Source organism: Streptomyces sp. NPDC002742 (assembly GCF_042888885.1).
Taxonomy (GTDB): Bacteria; Actinomycetota; Actinomycetes; order Streptomycetales; family Streptomycetaceae; genus Streptomyces.
In genome coordinates this window covers 215,747-235,205 of the sequence record NZ_JBIAQF010000010.1, presented here as the reverse complement: position 1 = coordinate 235,205, position 19,459 = coordinate 215,747, and the positions used below count along the sequence as shown (strand labels likewise).

The following is a 19,459-nucleotide window of genomic DNA, read 5'->3' as shown; positions in this document are numbered from 1 at the left end:
GTCAGGCTCCCGTCTTCGCGCGGCGTTCGGTCGGCTGGGTCACCCGGTCGAGCATCAGGCCGAGGCAGACGATCGCGGCGCCCGCGACCAGGCCGGTGGCCAGATCGCCCTGGGCGAGGCCGAACACGACGTCGTAACCGAGCGCGCCACCGCCTACCAGGCCGCCGATGATGACGACGGCGAGAACCAGGACGACGCCCTGGTTGACGGCGAGCAGCAGCGCGGGCCGCGCCAACGGCAGCTGGACCTGGCGCAGTTGCTGCCCGGGGGTCGCGCCCAGGGAGCGGGCGGCCTCCAGTGCGGCCGGGTCGACGGCGCGCAGCCCCTGGGTGGTGATGCGGACCACGGCGGGCAGCGCGTAGACGACCGCGGCGGCGACGGCGGGTGCCCGGCCGACGCCGAACAGCGCGACCACGGGGATGAGGTACACGAACTGCGGCATGGTCTGGAAGACGTCGAGGACGGGTCGCAGCAGGCGCTCGAACCGCTCGCTGCGCGCGGCGGCGATGCCGGTGGCGAAGCCGAGCACGAGGGTCACGGCGACGGCCGCCAGCACCTGGGAGAGCGTGTCGAGGGACGGCTTCCACGCGCCCAGCACGCCGATCGCGGCCATGGCGAGGACGGCCGTGAGCGCGGTGCTCCAGGTGCCGATCAGCCAGGCCAGGGCGGCCACGGTGAGGAGCAGCGCCCACCAGGGCAGCCATTGCAGGCCGTCCCGGAGCGGGTCGAGGACCCAGGTGGTGAAGTGACCCGCCCAGTCGGCGGTGCCGCCGACGTAGGGGACGCCGGAGTACAGATGGCCGGTCATCCAGTCGACGGCGCTGTTCACCGGCTCGGCGATGTTCACCGCCCAGGCGTCGGGCCAGTCCAGCCGGCCCGTGAGGCGTCCGGCGGTCACGACGGCCACGACGGCGGCCGCCGCGTACAGCCAGGGCGTCTTCTCGCCGGCCTGTCCGAGCCGTTCGCCCGCCGCGGCCGTGACCCGGTCGAGGACGACCGCGAGGAGGACGATCGGGATGCCGGCGGCGAGCGCGGCGCCCACGTCCACGGAGGCGAGTGCCTGGTAGACGCGGTCGCCGAGACCGCCGGCGCCGATCACCGAGGCGATGACGGCCATGGACAGCGCCATCATGATCGTCTGGTTGAGGCCGAGGAGGAGTTCCTTGCGGGCCAGTGGAAGTCGGGCGGTGAGCAGCCGCTGCCGGGCCGTGGCGCCGAGTGAGGCGACGGCCTCCATCACGCCCTCGTCCGCGTCGCGCAGGCCGAGCGCGGTGAGCCGGGCCATCGGCGGGGCGGCGTAGACGACGGTGGCGAGCACGGCCGCGGGGACACCGATGCCGAAGACCAGCACGACGGGCAGCAGGTACGCGAACGCCGGGAGCACCTGCATGGTGTCGAGGACGGGGCGCAGCGCGCGGTGGGTGCGGTCGGAGAGCCCGGCGGCGAGGCCGAGCAGCGTACCCAGCACGACGGAGGCGAACACGGCGACCACCATGACGGCCAGCGTCTGCATGGTGGGCACCCACATGCCGAGCAGACCGCAGGCGAGGAAGGCCGCGCCGGCGCCGAGGGCCGACCGTACGCCCGCGGCCCGCCAGGCCACGAGGGCGGCCACGGCGGTCACTCCGGCCCAGCCCGCCGCGAGGAGCAGCAGATAGACGGCGCGCACCGAGAGGACGACGGCGTTGCTGACGTAGCCGAAGAAGTACAGGAACAGCGGGTGGCTGTCACGGTTGTCGATGATCCAGCCGCCGGCTCTGCCGAGCGGTCCGGTCAGGTCGACGGTCAGCGCGTGCGGCCAACTGCCACCGGACCAGCGGGCGTCGGCGAGGGGCACGAGCACCGCCGCGACGACCGCGAGCAGCAGGAGCTTGGCGACGGCCGGATGCCGGAGGAGGCGGGGAAGGACGGTACGGGGGAGGGAGGTGGACGTGGTGACCGCGGCCATCACAGCGCCTCCTTCCGCGGGTCCGCCCCGCCGCGTGGGTCCACGCCGGTGCGCGAGTCCGTCGCGACGCCGAGGTCGGTTCCGGCGACGACGGCGAGCAGCCGCTCGTGGTCGACGACGCCGAGACAGCGGCCGTCCCGCACGACGCAGGCGGCCCGGCCGCTGCGGGCGACGGTCCTGATGGCGTCGGCGACCACGGTTTCGGGGGCGAGCGCGCCGGGGTGGTCCGGCCCGCCGCAGTCCCCGGCCCGCATGGCGGTGCGGACCGTCATGACCTGCTCGCGGGGCACGTCCCGGACGAACTCGCGGACGTAGGCGTCGGCAGGGGAGCCGACGATCTCCTCGGGGGTGCCGAGCTGGACGATCCGGCCGTCGCGCATCAGGGCGATGCGGTCGCCCAGGCGCAGGGCCTCGGTCAGGTCATGGGTGATGAAGACCATCGTGCGGCCCTCCTCGCGGTGCAGCCGGACGACCTCCTCCTGCATGTCACGCCGGATCATCGGGTCGAGCGCGCTGAACGGCTCGTCGAAGAGCAGGACTTCGGGGTCGGCGGCGAGCGCGCGGGCCAGCCCGACGCGCTGCTGCTGACCGCCGGACAGCTGTCCGGGCCTGCGCTGCTCCATGCCCTGCAGACCGACCTTGGCGACGACCTCGGCGGCCCTCGCCCGGCGTTCCTCGCGCGAGACGCCCTGGATCTCCAGGCCGTAGGCGACGTTGTCGAGCACCGAGCGGTGCGGCAGCAGGCCGAAGTGCTGGAAGACCATGGCGGCACGGTGGCGGCGCAGTTCGCGCAGCCGGGCCTTGTCCATCGCGAGGACGTCCTCGCCGTCGATCGAGAGGCGGCCCGAGGTGGGCTCGATCAGCCGGGTCAGGCAGCGCACGAGCGTGGACTTGCCCGAGCCGGACAGCCCCATGACGACGAAGACCTCGCCCTTGAGCACGTCGAAACCGACGTCACGGACGGCGGCGGTGCAGCCGGTGGCGGCGCGCAGTTCGGCGGCGTCGAGCGCGGCGAGTTCGGGATCGCCGGGGACTCGGTCGGCCTTCGGCCCGAAGACCTTCCAGAGGTTCCGCACGGAGAAGACGGGCTCGCTCGACTGGGCGGTGGCCCTGACTCCCTTGCCGGGCACGGCGGTTGTGGCGTCGGCGGGGGTGTCGTCGTCCGCGGCGGACGGGTTCACGTCGGTGGTGGTACTCATCGCGCACCGCCCCCGATCAGGTCGGCGGCCTTCTCGCCGACCATGAGCACGCCGATCATCGGGTTCACGGCGGGCATGGTCGGGAAGACGGAGGCGTCGGCGATCCGGATGCCGTCGAGACCGCGGACGCGTAGTTCGGGGTCCACCACCGCGCGTTCGTCGGAGAGTTCGCCCATCCGGCAGGTTCCGGCCGGGTGGTACACGGTGTGCGCGACCTGGCGCGCGTACGCGCCGAGTTCCTCGTCGCCGGTGACGGCGGGACCGGGGCACACCTCGCGTTTGAGCCAGCCGGCGAGCGGCTCGGCCGCGGCTATCTCGCGGGCGATCTTGATGCCGTCGACGAGGGTACGGCCGTCGTAGTCGTCCTCGTCCGTGAAGTACCGGAAGTCCAGGGCGGGTTTGACGGCGGGATCGGCGCTGGTCAGGTAGAGGCGGCCGCGGCTGCGCGGCTTGGGGATGTTGGGGGTCATGGAGACGCCGTGCGCGGGGCGTTCGTAGCCGAGGCGCTCCGGGTTGTCCGTGAAGGGGAGCTGATAGAAGTGGAACATCAGGTCGGGACCCGGCTGTTCGGGGTCGCGGCGCACGAACAGGCCCGCGTCGGAGTCCATCGCGGAGTTCTCCGGGATCGGCCCGTTCGTCTCCCAGACGATCACCGACTCGGGGTGGTCGAGCAGGTTCTCGCCGACGCCCGGCAGATCGTGCACGACCGGGATGTCCAGCTCCTCGAGGTCACCGGCGGGTCCGATGCCGGAGTGCAGCAGCAGCCGCGGCGAGTCGACCGCGCCCGCGCACAGCAGTACCTCGTTCCGGGCCCGTACGAGAACCTCTTCGTCGCCCTTCGTGCGGACGTGCACGCCCGTGACGCGCGTTCCGTCCAGTTCCAGCTTGTACGCCCAGGTCTCCAGCAGGAGCGTCAGGTTGGGACGCCCGTCCATCACCGGGTGCAGGTACGCCACCGAGGCGCTCGACCGCTTGTTGGTCTCCGGGTGGTACGCGAGGTCGAAGAATCCGACGCCCTCCGTGAACGGCTGCCGGTTGAAGCCCTCGACGCGCGGCACGTCGAGCGCGGCCTGTGCCGCGTCCACGAAGTCCCTCGCGATGGCGTTCCGGTCCTTCTCGTCGACCGGGACGATGTTGTTCAGGAGCCGCGCGTAGTACGCCTCCATCGACACCGCGCCCCAGCCCTTGGCGCCGGCCGCCTCCCACTCGTCCCAGTCGGACGGCAGCGGCTTGAACGCGATCAGCGTGTTGTGCGACGAGCAGCCGCCGAGGACCCGGGCGCGGCTGTGCCGGATGTGCGAGTTGCCGCGCGGCTGCTCGGTGGTCGGGTAGTCGTAGTCCAACTCCCCGCCGAGCAGCCCCATCCAGCGGCGCAGGGTGAGGACGTCGTCGCGGCCGACATCGCTGGGGCCGCCCTCGATGACGGCGACGGTGACGTCCGGGTTCTCGGTGAGGCGGGACGCGATCACGGAGCCCGCCGTGCCGCCGCCGATGACGACGTAGTCGTACGTGTTCTCGTGCTGGGACATGAAGGAGTGCTCCAAAGTGCCTTGTGCGGTGGGGTTTCGGGGAGGGACGGAGCCCTGGAGGGGGACGGGGAGGCCCGCCGGGCGGACGGAAGCCGAAGTCGGCCGGCGAACCGAAGGACGCGCGCGGAAGCCAGGCGGCGGACCGACCGACGGGCGCCGAAGTCAGCCGGCGAACCAGCGGACCGGCGCCGGCGCGAGGTTCTGGTAGACGTGCTTGGTCTCGCGGTACTCGGCGAGCCCGGCCGGGCCGAGTTCGCGCCCGACGCCGCTCCTGCCGAAGCCGCCCCACTCCGCCTGCGGGAGGTAGGGGTGGAAGTCGTTGATCCAGACGGTGCCGTGGCGCAGCCGCCCCGCGACGCGGCGGGCGCGGCCGGCGTCGGCGGTCCAGACGGCGCCCGCGAGGCCGTACTCGGTGTCGTTGGCGAGGGCGACGGCCTCGTCCTCGGTGGCGAAGGTCTCCACGGTGAGGACGGGCCCGAAGACCTCCTCGCGGACGACCCGCATCCCGCGGTGGCACTGGTCGAGCACGGTCGGCTCGTAGAAGTACCCGCCGGCGGGCCGGACCCTTGACGGCTCGGGCCGCTTGCCGCCGGCGCGCAGCACCGCGCCCTCGGCCAGCGCGGAGGCGACGTATTCCTCGGTCTTCGCGCGCTGCTGCTCGGAGACGAGCGGGCCGCACTCGACGCCGTCCTCGGTGCCGCGGCCGAGCCGGATCACGGTTGCCCTGCGGGCGAGTTCGGCGACGAAGCGCTCGCGCAGGGACTCCTCGACGATGAGCCGTGAACCCGCCGAGCACACCTGGCCGCTGTGGATGAAGGCGGCGTTGAGGGCCTGGTCGACGGCGGTGTCGAAGCCCTCCTCGGTGGCGCAGGCGTCGGCGAAGACGACGTTGGGGTTCTTGCCGCCGAGTTCGAGCGCGACCTTCTTGACCGTGTCGGCGGCGGCACGTGCCACCTTCGTACCGCTGGCGAGGCCGCCGGTGAAGGAGACGAGGTCGACGTCGGGGTGCTCGGCGAGGCGGGCGCCGACGGTGTGTCCGGGGCCCGTGACGAGGCCGGCGACTCCGGCGGGCAGCCCGGCCTCGGCCAGCAGACCCAGCAGGGCGACCGTGGTCAGCGGGGTGATCTCGCTCGGCTTGACCACGAAGGTGTTGCCCGCGGCCAGGGCCGGAGCGATCTTCCAACTGGCCTGCAGGAGGGGGTAGTTCCAGGGTGTGATCAGGGCGCACACTCCGACGGGCTCGTGCACGACGACGCTGTGGACGTCGGACGAACCGGCGTCCACCACGCGCCCGCCGCCCTCCCCCACCACGAGGTCGGCGAAGTAGCGGAAGGCGGCGACGACGCAGTCGATGTCGACGCGGCCCTCCTCCAGGGTCTTGCCCGCGTCACGGCTTTCGAGCAGCCCGAGCTCCTCGCGGTCGCGGACCAGGAGGTCGGCGACGCGGCGCAGCAGGGCGGCGCGCTCGGTGACGGGGGTGTGCGGCCAGGGACCCTCGTCGAAGGCGCGGCGTGCGGCGGCGACCGCGAGGTCCGCGTCCTTCCCGTCGCCCTCCGCGACCACGGCGAACGGCTCGGCATCGGCGGGGTCGAGGATCTCGCGCTTCGCGCCGGAGAGCGCCGCGCGCCACTCGCCGCCCACGTGGATGGTCTGTTCTGCCTGCTGTCCGGCCATGATCGGTGTTGCCTTCCGTTCCTGTTCGATGCCCCTGTGTCACACGTGTGTCACTCCCGGGAGCCGTGAGCACCTGCCCTCCGACCTCGATCGCATGCACAATCCGTCACCAGAAGTGCGCCGGGTCACTGAAAAATCGACCAAAATACGACCAGAACGGCCGCTCGGCAGCGATGGACGGTTCGCTTTCCTTTGACTAAAGTCAAAGGAACATGGACGGAACGGCACCGGAACCGGACAGGGGGCCGGAAAAGATGGAGCCAGTGTCAGCGGACCAGGTGACGGCGCTGCGGCGGTTCAACCGCTACTTCACCCGGCGCATCGGAGCACTCGACGACCACTACCTCGGCCAGGACCGCCCCCTGGGCGAGGCCCGGCTGCTGTTCGAGATCGGCGGGGCGGGGGCCTCCCTGCGCGAACTCAGGGCCCGGCTCGGCCTGGACGCCGGGTACTTGAGCCGGATGGTGCGGGCCCTGGAGTCACAGGGTCTGGTCCGGGTGAGCGTCCATCCCGGCGACAGCAGACTGCGCGTCGCCGATCTCACGGCCGCCGGGCAGGCCGAGGTCAAGGAACAGAACCGGCTGGCCGACGGTCTGGCCGAGGGTCTGCTCGGCGGGCTCGACACTCCCCGGCGCGTGGAGCTGACCGCGGCCCTCGACACGGCACACCGGCTGCTCCGGCTCGCCGCGATCACCGTCGAGACCGTCGACGGCGCCTCCCCCGACGCCCGCGCCTGCCTCGACGCGTACGCGGCCGACATCGACGAGCGGTTCCCCGAGGGCTTCGACCCCGGCGCCCTCGTCCGGCCCGACGAGGTGTCGGGCGACGCGGGCGCCTTCCTCGTCGCCTACGAGGAGAACCGCCCCGTGGGCTGCGGCGCGCTCCGTCGGCTCGCTCCCCGCGTGGGCGAGATCCGCCATGTGTGGGTGCACCCCGGCGCCCGCCGCCTCGGCCTCGGACGCCGCATCCTCGACGGCCTCGAACAACGGGCCACCGAACGCGAGTTCACCGTCGTACGGCTCGACACGCACGCCGTGCTCACCGAGGCCCGGGCCATGTACCGGGCGTGCGGATACACGGAGATCCCGCGGTACGACGACAACGTGTACGCGGCGCACTGGTTCGAGAAGCGGCTGCCCGGCGCCGGGACACAGGAACCGCCCGCGCGTTAGGGGCGGTTCCTTCTCCAACGGTGGTTCTGAGCCGGGTGGGGCTCGTTTGTCAGGTGGGGCCCGCGTGTCAGGTGAGGCCCGCGTGTCAGGTGCGATTCATGCGTCAGGTGGAGCTGGTGCAGTCGAAGCCGGTCGGGCAGAAGGAGTTCACGGCCGTCGTCAGCTGTTCGGTCATGTCCACACCCGGCGGACCGCTCGCGACGATGGCGTACGGCGTGCCGTCGGCGGCCTGGAAACGGTGGTCGATGGTCTGTGTGGCTCCGTACCGCTTGTCGTAGTAGCTGTAACTGAACTCCGTCCAGCCGGTGCCGGTCCGCCGGTCCAGGTACTGGTAGTCCTTGGCCCCCTGCGCGATGCTCTCGGCCTGCGCCGAGGATTCCGCCGCCGAGGGTTCCATGATCTCGAACACCAAGAGCCTGCGGTTTCCGTCGGGCGCCGTGTAGGTGACGACGGGCGCCAGCTTGCCCTGCTTCTCCTCGCGCGCCCAGCCGTCCGGCACGTCCACGGAGTAGCCGACCGGGTCGTCCGCCCGGCGGTACCCGGGGGACGGCACAGGAGCGGTGGTCGCCGCCGGGTCGGCGTAGGCGCCCTCGCCGCCGGAGGCGCCGGAGGCGTTCGAGGTCTCCGGTGACACGCCGGGCCGCGTAGCCGTCACGGTCACCGAGGGACCGGACGAACCCGCGCCCGGATGCCCGGGTGAGCCCCCCTTGGTCAGCGCCCACAGCCCGCCACCCACACCGCCCGCCAGAACGGCCACGGCCACGATCACCAGGAGCAGCCGCCGCGAGTCACCGGCCCTCGGCGCCGCCTGACCGCCCCCGGGCGTCGCGCCGCCCCCGGGCCAGGTCTGCGGTTGCTGGTGCGGCTGCTGGTGCGGCTGCGACCAGGCCTGAGCCTGCTGCTGATATTGATACTGGGGCTGGGACCAGTGCGGCTGCTGTTGCTGTTGCTGTTGCGGCGTCTGCACCTGGGGCTGCGGCGGTACGGAACCCGGGGGCGGACCGGGCTCAGGCTGCCGCAGTGGACCCGCCTGCGTGGCCGCCGCCCACCACTGCTCCTGGTCCCCGGCCGGCGGCGCTCCGCCGGCGTCGACACCGTCCTGAACTCCACCACCGTCCTGAACTCCACCATCGGCCGGCCGGACCGTACCGTCATCGACCCATTGCCGACGGTCCGCGTCCCATCGCTGCGCCATCCCGTCACCCCCCGCTCCCCGTCGGCCCCACCCGACGGCCCGATCCCGACGCATTTCTCGCCGAACCTCTGCCGCGCCCCTGTCCCCAGCGGACCGTACGCAATGACGATAGTGAGAATTCCGCCAACAGCACCCCTCTTTATGGCGACAAAGCACACACGTTCGATACGTACTTTCCGTACGCCTTTCCGCCCTTCACCCGCGCCGCCGGACGACAAGGCGGTCTCCGGCCGCATGGACGCGCGTACACGCGACGGCCGGCCCCCGAACACACCGATGCCCGGGTGGTGAACACCACCCGGGCATCGTGTGTACTGCGGAGGAACCGACTCGGCCAAGCCGAGTCGGACCGGTATCAGCCCGACTCGGACCGGCTCAGCTCGGTCCGCATCGGATCGGATCGGATCAGATCCCGGTCGATCGGATTCCGGTCGGATCGGATTCCGGTTGGATCAGATCAGGCCGAGGCTGCGGACCGCCTCGCGCTCCTCCTCGAGCTCCTTCACGGAGGCGTCGATGCGGGTGCGCGAGAACTCGTTGATGTCCAGGCCCTGGACGATCTCGTACCGGCCGTCCTTCGTGGTGACGGGGAAGGAGGAGATGAGACCCTCCGGCACACCGTACGAACCGTCCGACGGGATACCCATGGAGGTCCAGTCGCCGTCGGCCGTGCCGTTGACCCAGGTGTAGACGTGGTCGATGGCGGCGTTGGCGGCCGAGGCGGCCGAGGACGCGCCACGGGCCTCGATGATCGCCGCACCGCGCTTGGCGACGGTCGGGATGAACTCCTCGGCCAGCCACTTCTCGTCGTTGACGACCTCGGCGGCGTTCTTGCCGGCGACCGAGGCGTGGAAGATGTCCGGGTACTGGGTGGCGGAGTGGTTGCCCCAGATCGTCAGACGCTGGATGTCGGCGACCGTGGTGCCCGTCTTCTTCGCGAGCTGGGTCAGCGCGCGGTTGTGGTCCAGACGGGTCATCGCGGTGAAGCGCTCGGCCGGTACGTCCGGGGCGGCGGCCTGGGCGATCAGCGCGTTGGTGTTCGCCGGGTTGCCGACGACCAGGATCTTGACGTCGTCCGCGGCGTTGTCGTTGATGGCCTTGCCCTGCGGCTTGAAGATGCCGCCGTTGGCGGAGAGCAGGTCGCCGCGCTCCATGCCCTTGGTGCGGGGGCGGGCGCCGACGAGGAGACCGACGTTGGTGCCGTCGAAGGCGACGTTCGGGTCGTCCGTGATGTCGATGCCCTGAAGAAGCGGGAAGGCGCAGTCGTCGAGCTCCATGGCGGTGCCCTCGGCGGCCTTCAGCGCCGGTGTGATCTCCAGGAGGCGCAGCTTGACCGGCACGTCCGCGCCGAGCAACTGGCCGGAGGCGATGCGGAAGAGCAGGGCGTAACCGATCTGGCCGGCCGCGCCGGTGACGGTGACGTTCACGGGAGTGCGGGTCATGGCGTTCTCCGTATGACAGCTGGCGGTGGGGCGTCCCTGCCCCGGGTGCAGGATCGTCCCCTGCAACCGCCGCAATGATCGATCAAAGGTGACGATGATCGATCTCTCGGCGTCAAGAGAGATCCGCCGTCAGGCTATCGCGCATCCGGGACGCCGGACGTCAGGGTCCGTGTGGCCCACCCCACAGATCTCCCGCAAATACCCCCGGGAGGGCGGCCGCCGGGCTCGGGAGAGGGTGAACTCGGCGACGCCAAAGGGGTTACCGGGGGCGCCGGAAAGGGATCTCCCCCCTCCCCGACAGCACCGGATCCCGTGGGGGTACCGTCCGCCTGCCCCCTCCGGGCGAACTCAAATCCCCCAACCCGGAGGATTTCTCCGGGGTCTGTCCGCGGCTGTGCTTCGCATCCTCCGCCGCGTCCTCCGCCGCGTCCTCCGCCGCGTCCTTCCCAAGGTCTCTGCTTCGCTCGACCAGGGAACCCTCATCGCCCCTCAGGCTCCGCCCCGGGCCCCGTCCCCGGGGCGCCGGACGATGCTCCGCCCCGTCCCGTCCGGACGGCTGCACCGGCACCGGTACCGGCGCGACGGCAGGCCTCAACGACCACCCAGCGGGCCGGAGTTGAATATTTCTCGTCGCACAGCGCGCACACCGTACCGGAATGGTCACTTCCGTGCCACAGCGGACGGCCGGCTGTTGAACAGTCCGTTCCCGTACACAAGGGTTGACCCCGGGCGGAACACTCGCCCGACCGCGGCCCGTCCCGACTCGGGGGAGGGGACGAGCCGCCGTCACCTCCGGACGGGAAACCGAAGTCGAGGCCGAGTCGACGCCGGAGTCGGAGTCGACGTCGGAGTCGACGTCGGAGTCGAGGCCGAGTCGAGTTCGACATCGAAGTCGCCACGCGGGCGTCGGCAAGCGCGCGTCGGCAAGTGCGCGTCGGGTGAAACAACACGGCCCGCCTTCCCCCGAAGGAGAAGACGGGCCGCGGGCCGCAGAGGCGAGCCGGGACACGCGCAGGTCGTCCGCGATTCAGCGCACCGTGAAGTGCAACGTGTCGTCGAGGAACGGGATCACCAGCATCGGATGGGGCTGGGCCATCAGCGCGAGCACGACGATGGCGGTACCCAGGACGCCGTACGTGAGCATGTCCGTGAAGCGGGAGCGGACCGCGAGCATGCCGACGCTGGGCAGCATCCAGCGCATCGCGGCACCCGCGAGCAGCGCGGCGCCGATCAGGATCGTGCCGACGCGGAACACGTCGAGCGCGGTGAGCAGCAGGCCGAGCGCGACGGCGGACAGCACGGTGAGGATCGGCCACTGACGCGCGGGCGCCGGGGCATCCCCGGCCGCCGCCCGGCCACCGCCCTCGGGCCGGGCGGTGTCCCGGGTGAACAGCGGGAAGCGCCGCGTGGTGCGCCGCGGCTTCCCCTCGGCGTCGGGTGCGCTGATCGCGTCCCGCACGGTCACCCCGTCCAGCTCATCCCCCTCGGCCTCGGAGCCCGTCCCGGTCCCGGACCCGGTCTTCGCCTCCGCCACGGACCCGGCCTCGCCTCCGGCCTTTTCCCCGGCCCCGGCCTTCAACTCGGTCTGGGTCTCGGTCTCGGTCTCGATCTCGGTCTCCTTCTCGGAAGCGGACTCGGTCCGCCGAGCGGTCCCGGTCCCGGCAGCCGACCTGGGCTCGGTCCCGGCGGCCGACCCGGGCCCGGTCGCCCGGCCGTCCGTGCCCCGCGCCCGGGAACCGGCCCCCGCCCCGGCTCCCGCAGAAGCGGAGGCGGGGGCGGACGAGGAGGCGGACGAGGAGGCAGAAGCACGCGTCCCGGTGACGGCCTCGCGCAGAGCGCTCTCCGCCTCCCGTACGGCCGCCTCGGTGCCGGCGCCTCGCGCGTCGCGCGCCGCGCCGTCCCCGGACTCGTGGGTGTTGCCGTCAGCCGACACTGCGTTCCGCCGCTTCCACCACGTTGACGAGCAGCTGGGCCCGGGTCATCGGGCCGACACCGCCCGGGTTCGGCGAGATCCAGGCGGCGACCTCGGCGACGTCCGGGTGGACGTCGCCGACGATCTTGCCCTCGGCGCTGCGCGAGACACCGACGTCCAGGACGGCGGCGCCCGGCTTCACGTCCTCGGCCCTGATCAGGTGCGCGGAGCCCGCGGCGGCGACGATGATGTCGGCGCGCTTGAGGTGCGCGGAGAGGTCACGGGTGCCGGTGTGGCACTGGGTGACGGTGGCGTTCTCGCTGCGCCGCGTCAGCAGCAGAGGCATCGGGCGCCCGATGGTGACGCCGCGGCCGACGACCACGACCTCGGCACCCTTGATCTCCACGCCGTAGCGGCGCAGGAGCGTGAGGACGCCGTTGGGGGTGCAGGGCAGCGGGGCGGGCTCGTTGAGGACGAGACGCCCGAGGTTCATCGGGTGCAGGCCGTCCGCGTCCTTGTCCGGGTCCATCAGTTCCAGGATGCGGTTCTCGTCGATGCCCTTGGGGAGCGGCAGCTGGACGATGTAGCCGGTGCAGGCGGGGTCCTCGTTCAGCTCCCGGACCACCGCCTCGATCTCTTCCTGCGTGGCGGTCGCGGGCAGTTGGCGCTGGATGGAGGCGATGCCGACCTGGGCGCAGTCGCGGTGCTTGCCCGCGACGTACTTCTGGCTTCCGGGGTCGTCGCCGACCAGGACCGTCCCGAGGCCGGGCGTGACGCCCTTCTCCTTCAGGGCCGCCACGCGGACGGTCAGGTCGGACTTGATCGCGGCTGCGGTGGCCTTGCCATCGAGAATCTGGGCGGTCATGACCCCCATCCTCCCGGATGACGCGGTCCAGGTTCCAATCCGGGGCCACAACCGCCCTCCCGCACCCGATTCGCCCGTATCCGGCCATGATCACTCATGTTGCACTTGGACAACACATACGGAATGGCGCTGGACAAGTAAGAGCCCGCTAAAGAACGATGAGCACACAGTGTCGCGGGCAGTACCGGGGGGACAGACCGCTCTGTAGCAATTCCTCCGAACCGTGCCACGCGTAGTCACCGCACCAGGCAACGGAGGAAACCCGCCATGAGTTTCGGCGACCCGAACAACCCCTACGGCCCGCCGCCGCAGCAGCCTCCCACCGCGCCGCCGCCTGGGCCTCCCGGGTACGGATATCCGCAGGCCCCGCCCGGCGTGCCCCCGCAGGGCTACGGCTACCCGCAGCAGCCCGCGTACCCGGGCTACCCGGTCGGCAACATGATGCAGCCGACCATGCCGGGCCTGATGACCACCGCTCGTGTGCTGCTCTACATCGTCGCCGCCGTTCAGGTCCTCATCGGCATATTCGCGATCTTCGGCGCCGCCACCATCAACGACGCGTCCAACGCGGGCGAGAACACCTTCGGCAACAACGGCTTCTCCGACCTCGGCCACGACTCCGCGGGCATCATCCTCGTCATCGCGTTGCTCTTCCTCGGCCTCGCGGGTCTGTCGATCACGCTGGGAGTCAAGTTCACCAGAGGCGGGCAGGGCGTCCGGATCACCACCATGATCTACGGCATCCTGGGCTCCCTGTTCGGCTTCCTCGGCCTGATCTCCGCGGCGAACGCCAACTCCTCCGCTTCGCTGGTGTTCGCGCTGCTGTGGATCGGCTTCGGCGGTGTGATGGCGGCGGCGATGATCGTGCCGTCCGGCGTCGCGTGGTTCAACCGTCCGCGCTACTGAGCGAACCCGCCAAGGGCCGTGCCTCACCCCTACAGGGGGGACACGGCCCTGGTGCTTGCGCCGCTCGCGCGAAATCCCGTACGCGGACGGGCTCGGCGCGGTCGGGGATCAGTGGAAGAAGTGCCGTGTCCCGGTGAAGTACATCGTGACACCGGCCTTCTTCGCGGCCTCCACGACCAGCTCGTCGCGGACCGAACCGCCGGGCTGGACCACGGCCTTGACGCCCGCGTCGGCGAGGATCTCCAGGCCGTCGGGGAACGGGAAGAACGCGTCCGAGGCGGCGTAGGAGCCACGGGCGCGCTCGGCGCCGGCCCGCTCGACCGCGAGCTTCGCGGAGTCGACGCGGTTGACCTGGCCCATGCCGACGCCGACCGAGGCGCCGTCCTTGGCGAGCAGGATGGCGTTGGACTTCACCGCGCGGCAGGCGCGCCACGCGAAGGCCAGCTCGTCGAGCTCGCCCTCGCTCAGGGCGTCACCGGTCGCCAGGGTCCAGCTCGCCGGGTTGTCGCCCGCGGCCTGGAGCCGGTCGGTGACCTGGAGCAGCGCGCCGCCGTCGACGGGCTTGATCTCGACCGGGGCGGCCGGGGCGTTGTGGGCCCGCAGCACGCGGATGTTCTTCTTCTTGGTGAGGGCTTCGAGGGCGCCGTCCTCGTACTCCGGCGCGACGATGACCTCCGTGAAGATCTCCGCGACCTGCTCGGCCATCTCCTTGGTGACCGGCCGGTTGACCGCGATCACCCCGCCGAACGCGGACAGCGGGTCGCAGGCGTGCGCCTTGCGGTGCGCCTCGGCGACGTTCGACGCGACGGCGATCCCGCACGGGTTGGCGTGCTTGATGATCGCGACGCAGGGGTCCTCGTGGTCGTACGCGGCACGGCGCGCGGCGTCCGTGTCCGTGTAGTTGTTGTACGACATCTCCTTGCCGTGCAGCTGCTCGGCCTCGGCGAGGCCGCCCGTGCCGGAGGTGTAGAGCGCCGCGGGCTGGTGCGGGTTCTCGCCGTAGCGCAGGGTGTGCGCGCGCTCCCAGGTGGCACCGAGGAAGTCGGGGAACTGCCCCGCGGCGGAGCCGCTGTCGGCCGCAGCGTCGACCGGCGCGTACGAGGAGGCGAACCAGGAGGCGACGGCGACGTCGTACGCGGCCGTGTGCTGGAAGGCCTCGGCGGCGAGCCGCTTGCGGGTGTGCAGGTCGAAACCGCCGTCCTGGACCGCGGCGAGGACGTCGCCGTAGCGGTCGGGGCTGGTGACGACGGCGACGGAGGGGTGGTTCTTGGCCGCGGCACGGACCATCGAGGGACCGCCGATGTCGATCTGCTCGACGCACTCGTCGGGGGTCGCCCCGGACTCGACCGTCTCCCGGAAGGGGTAGAGGTTGACGACGACGAGGTCGAACGGTTCGACGCCGAGCTCGGCGAGCTGCTGCCGGTGGCTCTCCAGGCGCAGGTCGGCGAGGATCCCGGCGTGGACCTTGGGGTGCAGGGTCTTGACGCGGCCGTCCAGGCACTCGGGGAAGCCGGTCAGCTCCTCCACCTTGGTGACGGGCACACCGGTCGCGGCGATCTTCGCGGCGGTGGATCCGGTGGAGACGAGCTCGACGCCGGCCGCGTGCAGCCCGCGGGCCAGCTCCTCAAGACCGGTCTTGTCGTACACGCTGACGAGCGCGCGACGGATGACCCGCTTGGTGCCCTCGGTGCTCTCGGCCGTGACTGTGCTGTCGGCGGTCACTGGATAACTACCTTTCGTCCCTCAATGCGATAGCCGTTGCGGGCGAGCCGCCCCACGACATCGACGAGCAGGCTTCGCTCGACTTCCTTGATGCGCTCGTGCAGAGCGCTCTCGTCGTCCTCGTTGCGGACCTCGACCACGCCCTGGGCGATGATCGGTCCGGTGTCGACGCCGTCGTCGACGAAGTGGACGGTGCAGCCGGTGACCCGGGCTCCGTACGCGAGCGCGTCGCGGACGCCGTGGGCGCCGGGAAAACTGGGCAGCAGCGCGGGATGGGTGTTGACGAACCGTCCGCCGAAGCGGGCGAGGAATTCCTTCCCCACGATCTTCATGAACCCGGCGGACACGACAAGATCGGGCTCGTACGCGGCGGTCGCGTCGGCGAGCGCGCGGTCCCACTCGTCCCGGCCGGCGTGGTCCTTGACCTTGCACACGAAGGTCGGGAGCCCGGCCCGCTCGGCCCTCGCGAGCCCCTCGATGCCGTCCCGGTCGGCCCCGACGGCCACGATCTCGGCACCGTAGGCCGCCGGCCCCGCCTCCGCGACGGCGTCGAGCAGTGCCTGCAGATTCGTACCTGATCCGGAGACCAGCACGACGAGGCGCTTGGTCTTGGCCACGAGAGGGCCCTTTCTCGGGGGAGCGTTTGTACGGTCGTACGAATGCTTCGCGCCCCGGGATACGGGGAAGTCTACGAAGCGGCCGACCGACAGCAACGATACCGGCACACCGGGCGGCCCCCGCGGGACGGGGGCGAGGCCGGAAGGTAGCGTCTGGGGAGGATCCACCCGGGAACACCTGCGGCAGGGGGAACGCCCCGTGCGCGCGGGACGTTGACCTGGGACAAGACGAACTGTCGGGGCACGGCCCCGACACCACCTGTGGCACGGGCCCCGGAGACATCCGGAGCGCGTGTTTGGGGGGTACGAGCTCGGGGCGCGAGTCCGGAGTGCGAAGCTCGGGGCGTCAGTCCGGGGCGGACCGGCCCGAGGCGTCAGCCCGGGAGGACCGGCTCGGGGCGCGCGTCACGAGCGCGAAGCTGTGTGGACACGCCGCCTGCCAGAACCACCAAGGGGAAGACGCTCACCTGATGCCGGACCGCAGTCTCCGACTCCCTCCGCTCCTGCTGCGCGAGCGGCGCCCTTCGTCCACCCCGCCGAGGTCGGGCGGGGACGGCTCCACAGGACCCGGCTCCGCGGACGGGAACGGCGGCGGCTCGGCGGGTGGAAGCGGCGGCCCCTCGGACGAGCGCGGACCCGACGCGCCCGACGCTCCCCCGTCCGACCCGGCCTCCTCCGGCCAGGAGGACAATCCGTTCGCGCCGCCGCCGGAGGGGACACCCGACCGGCCATGGCAACCGCGCCGGCACGGCCACGGACAGGGCTCGGGCGAGGGCGGCGAGGGCGGGCATCAGGGTCCGGGGCCCTCCCCCTGGGGCAGCCAGTGGAGCGACCGGCAGCCCGGTCCCTCCAGTGGCGGCGGCTTCGGCGACCGGCCGGGCGCGCCGCAGGGGCAGAGCGGCCCCGAAGGACCCGGCGGCACACCCGGCGGGGGGATGCGCTGGGACCCCACGGACCCGGCCCAGCGCCGCGCCCGTTACGCACTGCTCTCCGGCATGTGGGCGTTCTTCTTCGTCCTCTTCGGCTGGCCGTACGTGGCCCTGCTGCTCGGCACACTCGCCCTGTACTGGGGCGGCAGCGCGCTCCGTTCCAGGACGCGCACTCCGGACCCGGACGCCCCGGCGCCCGACCCGAACGTCCGCCCCCAGATGACCGCCGCGGTGAGCGGCATGGTCACCGCGTCGCTGGCCATCGTGATGGTCGCCGGGATCTTCACCGCCCACCTCGTCTACAGCGACTACTACTCCTGCGCGAACGACGCCCTGACCAACGCCGCGAAGCAGTCCTGCAACGACCTTCTCCCGAAGGACCTGCGCGGGCTGCTGGGCACCCACAACTGACGAATCGCCTTCTGCCCGGGGCCACCGCCCGGGGCAGGAGGCCGGTTCGCCGCCCGGCAGGAGGCCCGCTCCCCGCCCGGCAGGACATGCGCTCAGGGCCCTGCCGGGCCCTCCAGGCCCTCCGGGTGTTCCAGGCCCTCCGGTTCCTCCGATTCGGCGTGCCCGCTCGCCTTCTTCAGGGCCTCCCAGCGGGTCTCCCTCGACGTTTCCTCGTGCCACGCGACCGCCGCGGCCTCCCCCGGCAGAAAGTCGTACGGCTCGTACGGCTCGTCGGGGCCGTAGGGGTCGTAGCGGTCGTACGGATCGAAGGCGTCCTCCAGAACGGACTCCAGCACCGCGGGTTCGACCCGAGCCGCGGGTTCCGCCCGAGCCGCGATGGACGGCGACGCCCGCGTCGGCACCGGCACCGGCACCGGCACCGAGGTCGTGCCCCTCCGCCGCGGCATCCAGCGTGACATCGGCAGCCGGGGGGTCCAGCCGCTGCCACGCGCGTCCCGGCGGACACCCGCGTCCTTCGCCGCCCCGCGCCCACGGTCCTTCCACTCGGCCGCACCCACCGCGACGGGAATCCCGACGACCGCCGTCCACACGGCCGCCGCGGGCCCCACCTGCCACCACACCGGCCCGAAGTGGGTCAGGGCGCCGACCCCCAGCGGCCCCCCGGCCAGCCCGGCGAGCACGCCGAGCGCGATGCCGCACCACCCGGCGGCGAGCGAGACGACGCCCACGATCCGCCCGAGCGGCCAGGGTTCCTCCCGGCCGTGGGTCCCCCGTACGGCCCGCGCCTTCACCACGAACCGCGCCACCGTCACCCCGGCGGCCACCGGGACCAGCCAGCTCAGCCAGGTCGGCGGCGCCCCGGAACCGGCCCCGGGCAACGCCGCGAGCAGCGGGAACGCCGGGAGCAGATCGGCCGACGTGCGCGCGCCGGCGACGGTCGCGGACAGCGGCCCCGCGACATGACCGGCGCTCAGGACGACGCCGGGGCCGAGCCCGTACGCCGCCCCCCACACCGCCGCGTTCGGCACCAGGACAAAACACAGCAGCAGCACGGCGAACCGGCCCGACCAACCCCCGGCGAGCTGGACGAACGAGGCGCGAGCCGTGTCCCCGTGCCAGACCAGCGACGCGGCCACGAGCAGCGCGCCACCTCCGACGAGGACCGCGACTCCGGCCGCGGCGGCCCGCGCCGCTCCGCCGAGGGCACGGTCGTCGTCGGCGACGAGACGGCGTACGGCCAGGACCGGACGCACTCCGTCGAGCGGAAGAGCCGCCGCGGCCCGCTTCCGCCAGAACGGCATCGGGCCCCACGGCCGGCCGTACGCCGTCCAGACGCCCGTTCCGGCGGCGATCACCGCGAGCAGCGGCAGGCAGACGACGGCCCAGGTCCAGGAGGGGCGCAACGTCCCGCCCGAGGCGTACAGCGCGGCGGCCCAGCCGACGGACAGATAGCCGGTCACGACACCGGCGCACGCCGTACGCGGCGACGCCCCCGACGTGACATCGGCCGCCTCCCGCCCGGCCCGGTGCAGCAGCCACACCGGAAGGGCGAGCAGGAGGAGCGGCGTCACCCCCACCGGCATCGGCAGGCCGGACAGGGTGTCGGTGCGGATCAACTCCACGCCGTGGGCGAGCAGCCAGAGCGCGGCGGCGACATGCAGCGCCCCGCCCGGCCCGCTGTCCGGGTACGGCGAGCTGATCCACAGCACCATGACGAGGACGGCGAACGAGCCGAGTCCGAGCCCCGCGGCGAGGGCGCCGCCCAGGAGGCCCGAGGCCAGTCCGGGTGATCGGTCGCGCATCCGGGTGAACAGCGGCGACAACGAGAGCCTGCGGTCGGTGATTTGGGTCACGACTCTCATGCTCCCAACGACACGCGCTTTCTCGTCGTAACAGGCGAACCCTGGAGGTGTCGCTCAATATGCAGTTATGTACTTT

The 19,459-nt window shown here is 72.1% G+C and carries 14 protein-coding genes; 3 read left to right on the top strand and 11 right to left on the bottom strand.

Annotated elements, in window-relative coordinates:
* Position 1 precedes the first annotated feature (1 nt).
* From ACFYW8_RS20100 to ACFYW8_RS20085, 4 genes are all read right to left on the bottom strand, one after another.
* Positions 2 to 1,948, bottom strand: coding sequence for an ABC transporter permease (locus tag ACFYW8_RS20100; protein WP_389076895.1), 1,947 nt, complete (start codon positions 1,946 to 1,948; stop codon positions 2 to 4).
* Positions 1,948 to 3,147, bottom strand: coding sequence for a glycine betaine/L-proline ABC transporter ATP-binding protein (locus tag ACFYW8_RS20095; RefSeq protein WP_389076892.1), 1,200 nt, complete (start codon positions 3,145 to 3,147; stop codon positions 1,948 to 1,950). The genes ACFYW8_RS20100 and ACFYW8_RS20095 overlap by 1 nt, the downstream gene beginning before the upstream one ends.
* Positions 3,144 to 4,676: a GMC family oxidoreductase gene (locus ACFYW8_RS20090; protein ID WP_389076887.1), complete on the bottom strand. Its 1,533-nt coding sequence runs from the start codon at positions 4,674 to 4,676 to the stop codon at positions 3,144 to 3,146. The genes ACFYW8_RS20095 and ACFYW8_RS20090 overlap by 4 nt, the downstream gene beginning before the upstream one ends.
* Before the next feature lie 162 nt (positions 4,677 to 4,838).
* On the bottom strand, positions 4,839 to 6,350 hold the full coding sequence (locus tag ACFYW8_RS20085; protein WP_389076883.1) for an aldehyde dehydrogenase family protein: 1,512 nt from the start codon (positions 6,348 to 6,350) through the stop codon (positions 4,839 to 4,841).
* 254 nt (positions 6,351 to 6,604) lie between these two features.
* On the opposite strand from ACFYW8_RS20085, the gene ACFYW8_RS20080 reads away from it, so the two are divergent.
* Positions 6,605 to 7,522 (top strand): helix-turn-helix domain-containing GNAT family N-acetyltransferase, encoded by a 918-nt coding sequence (locus ACFYW8_RS20080; protein ID WP_365870760.1) that lies wholly within the window; start codon positions 6,605 to 6,607, stop codon positions 7,520 to 7,522.
* A gap of 103 nt (positions 7,523 to 7,625) precedes the next feature.
* Here ACFYW8_RS20080 and ACFYW8_RS20075 read toward each other — a convergent pair whose 3' ends face one another.
* The 4 genes from ACFYW8_RS20075 to ACFYW8_RS20060 form a co-directional block, all read right to left on the bottom strand.
* A complete protein-coding gene (locus tag ACFYW8_RS20075) occupies positions 7,626 to 8,717 on the bottom strand; it encodes a hypothetical protein (protein WP_389076876.1) in 1,092 nt (363 codons plus the stop codon).
* A gap of 452 nt (positions 8,718 to 9,169) precedes the next feature.
* Entirely contained in the window at positions 9,170 to 10,159 is a 990-nt protein-coding gene (locus tag ACFYW8_RS20070; RefSeq protein ID WP_365870762.1) for a malate dehydrogenase, read from the bottom strand.
* 1,027 nt (positions 10,160 to 11,186) lie between these two features.
* Positions 11,187 to 11,633 (bottom strand): DUF3017 domain-containing protein, encoded by a 447-nt coding sequence (locus tag ACFYW8_RS20065; protein WP_389077266.1) that lies wholly within the window; start codon positions 11,631 to 11,633, stop codon positions 11,187 to 11,189.
* Between the two features lie 448 nt (positions 11,634 to 12,081).
* Positions 12,082 to 12,936 carry a bifunctional methylenetetrahydrofolate dehydrogenase/methenyltetrahydrofolate cyclohydrolase gene (locus tag ACFYW8_RS20060; protein ID WP_365870763.1) on the bottom strand — a complete coding sequence of 285 codons (855 nt, stop codon included), beginning with the start codon at positions 12,934 to 12,936 and terminating at the stop codon, positions 12,082 to 12,084.
* 267 nt (positions 12,937 to 13,203) lie between these two features.
* Here ACFYW8_RS20060 and ACFYW8_RS20055 point away from each other — a divergent pair, with 267 nt between their 5' ends.
* On the top strand, positions 13,204 to 13,842 hold the full coding sequence (locus ACFYW8_RS20055) for a hypothetical protein (RefSeq protein ID WP_365870764.1): 639 nt from the start codon (positions 13,204 to 13,206) through the stop codon (positions 13,840 to 13,842).
* Between the two features lie 108 nt (positions 13,843 to 13,950).
* Here ACFYW8_RS20055 and purH read toward each other — a convergent pair whose 3' ends face one another.
* Both purH and purN read right to left on the bottom strand, forming a co-directional pair.
* Positions 13,951 to 15,564, bottom strand: a complete 1,614-nt coding sequence (gene purH, locus ACFYW8_RS20050; protein ID WP_365870765.1) for a bifunctional phosphoribosylaminoimidazolecarboxamide formyltransferase/IMP cyclohydrolase — start codon at positions 15,562 to 15,564, stop codon at positions 13,951 to 13,953.
* Positions 15,561 to 16,181, bottom strand: coding sequence for a phosphoribosylglycinamide formyltransferase (purN, locus tag ACFYW8_RS20045; protein WP_365870766.1), 621 nt, complete (start codon positions 16,179 to 16,181; stop codon positions 15,561 to 15,563). The genes purH and purN overlap by 4 nt, the downstream gene beginning before the upstream one ends.
* 470 nt (positions 16,182 to 16,651) lie before the next feature.
* On the opposite strand from purN, the gene ACFYW8_RS20040 reads away from it, so the two are divergent.
* Positions 16,652 to 17,521 (top strand): hypothetical protein, encoded by an 870-nt coding sequence (locus tag ACFYW8_RS20040; protein ID WP_389076860.1) that lies wholly within the window; start codon positions 16,652 to 16,654, stop codon positions 17,519 to 17,521.
* Between the two features lie 92 nt (positions 17,522 to 17,613).
* On the opposite strand, the gene ACFYW8_RS20035 is transcribed toward ACFYW8_RS20040, so the two are convergent.
* On the bottom strand, positions 17,614 to 19,383 hold the full coding sequence (locus ACFYW8_RS20035; RefSeq protein ID WP_389076856.1) for a DUF6350 family protein: 1,770 nt from the start codon (positions 19,381 to 19,383) through the stop codon (positions 17,614 to 17,616).
* Between the last annotated feature and the right edge of the window lie 76 nt (positions 19,384 to 19,459).

Bases quoted from the DNA above. Each gene is read 5' to 3' on its own strand.
- ACFYW8_RS20080 (WP_365870760.1), top strand. From the start codon at position 6,605: ATGGAGCCAGTGTCAGCGGACCAGGTGACGGCGCTGCGGCGGTTCAAC.
- ACFYW8_RS20070 (WP_365870762.1), bottom strand. From the start codon at position 10,159: ATGACCCGCACTCCCGTGAACGTCACCGTCACCGGCGCGGCCGGCCAG.
- ACFYW8_RS20040 (WP_389076860.1), top strand. From the start codon at position 16,652: ATGCCGGACCGCAGTCTCCGACTCCCTCCGCTCCTGCTGCGCGAGCGG.
- ACFYW8_RS20100 (WP_389076895.1), bottom strand. From the start codon at position 1,948: ATGGCCGCGGTCACCACGTCCACCTCCCTCCCCCGTACCGTCCTTCCC.
- ACFYW8_RS20075 (WP_389076876.1), bottom strand. From the start codon at position 8,717: ATGGCGCAGCGATGGGACGCGGACCGTCGGCAATGGGTCGATGACGGT.
- ACFYW8_RS20055 (WP_365870764.1), top strand. From the start codon at position 13,204: ATGAGTTTCGGCGACCCGAACAACCCCTACGGCCCGCCGCCGCAGCAG.
- ACFYW8_RS20085 (WP_389076883.1), bottom strand. From the start codon at position 6,350: ATGGCCGGACAGCAGGCAGAACAGACCATCCACGTGGGCGGCGAGTGG.
- ACFYW8_RS20090 (WP_389076887.1), bottom strand. From the start codon at position 4,676: ATGTCCCAGCACGAGAACACGTACGACTACGTCGTCATCGGCGGCGGC.
- ACFYW8_RS20035 (WP_389076856.1), bottom strand. From the start codon at position 19,383: ATGAGAGTCGTGACCCAAATCACCGACCGCAGGCTCTCGTTGTCGCCG.
- ACFYW8_RS20095 (WP_389076892.1), bottom strand. From the start codon at position 3,147: ATGAGTACCACCACCGACGTGAACCCGTCCGCCGCGGACGACGACACC.
- ACFYW8_RS20060 (WP_365870763.1), bottom strand. From the start codon at position 12,936: ATGACCGCCCAGATTCTCGATGGCAAGGCCACCGCAGCCGCGATCAAG.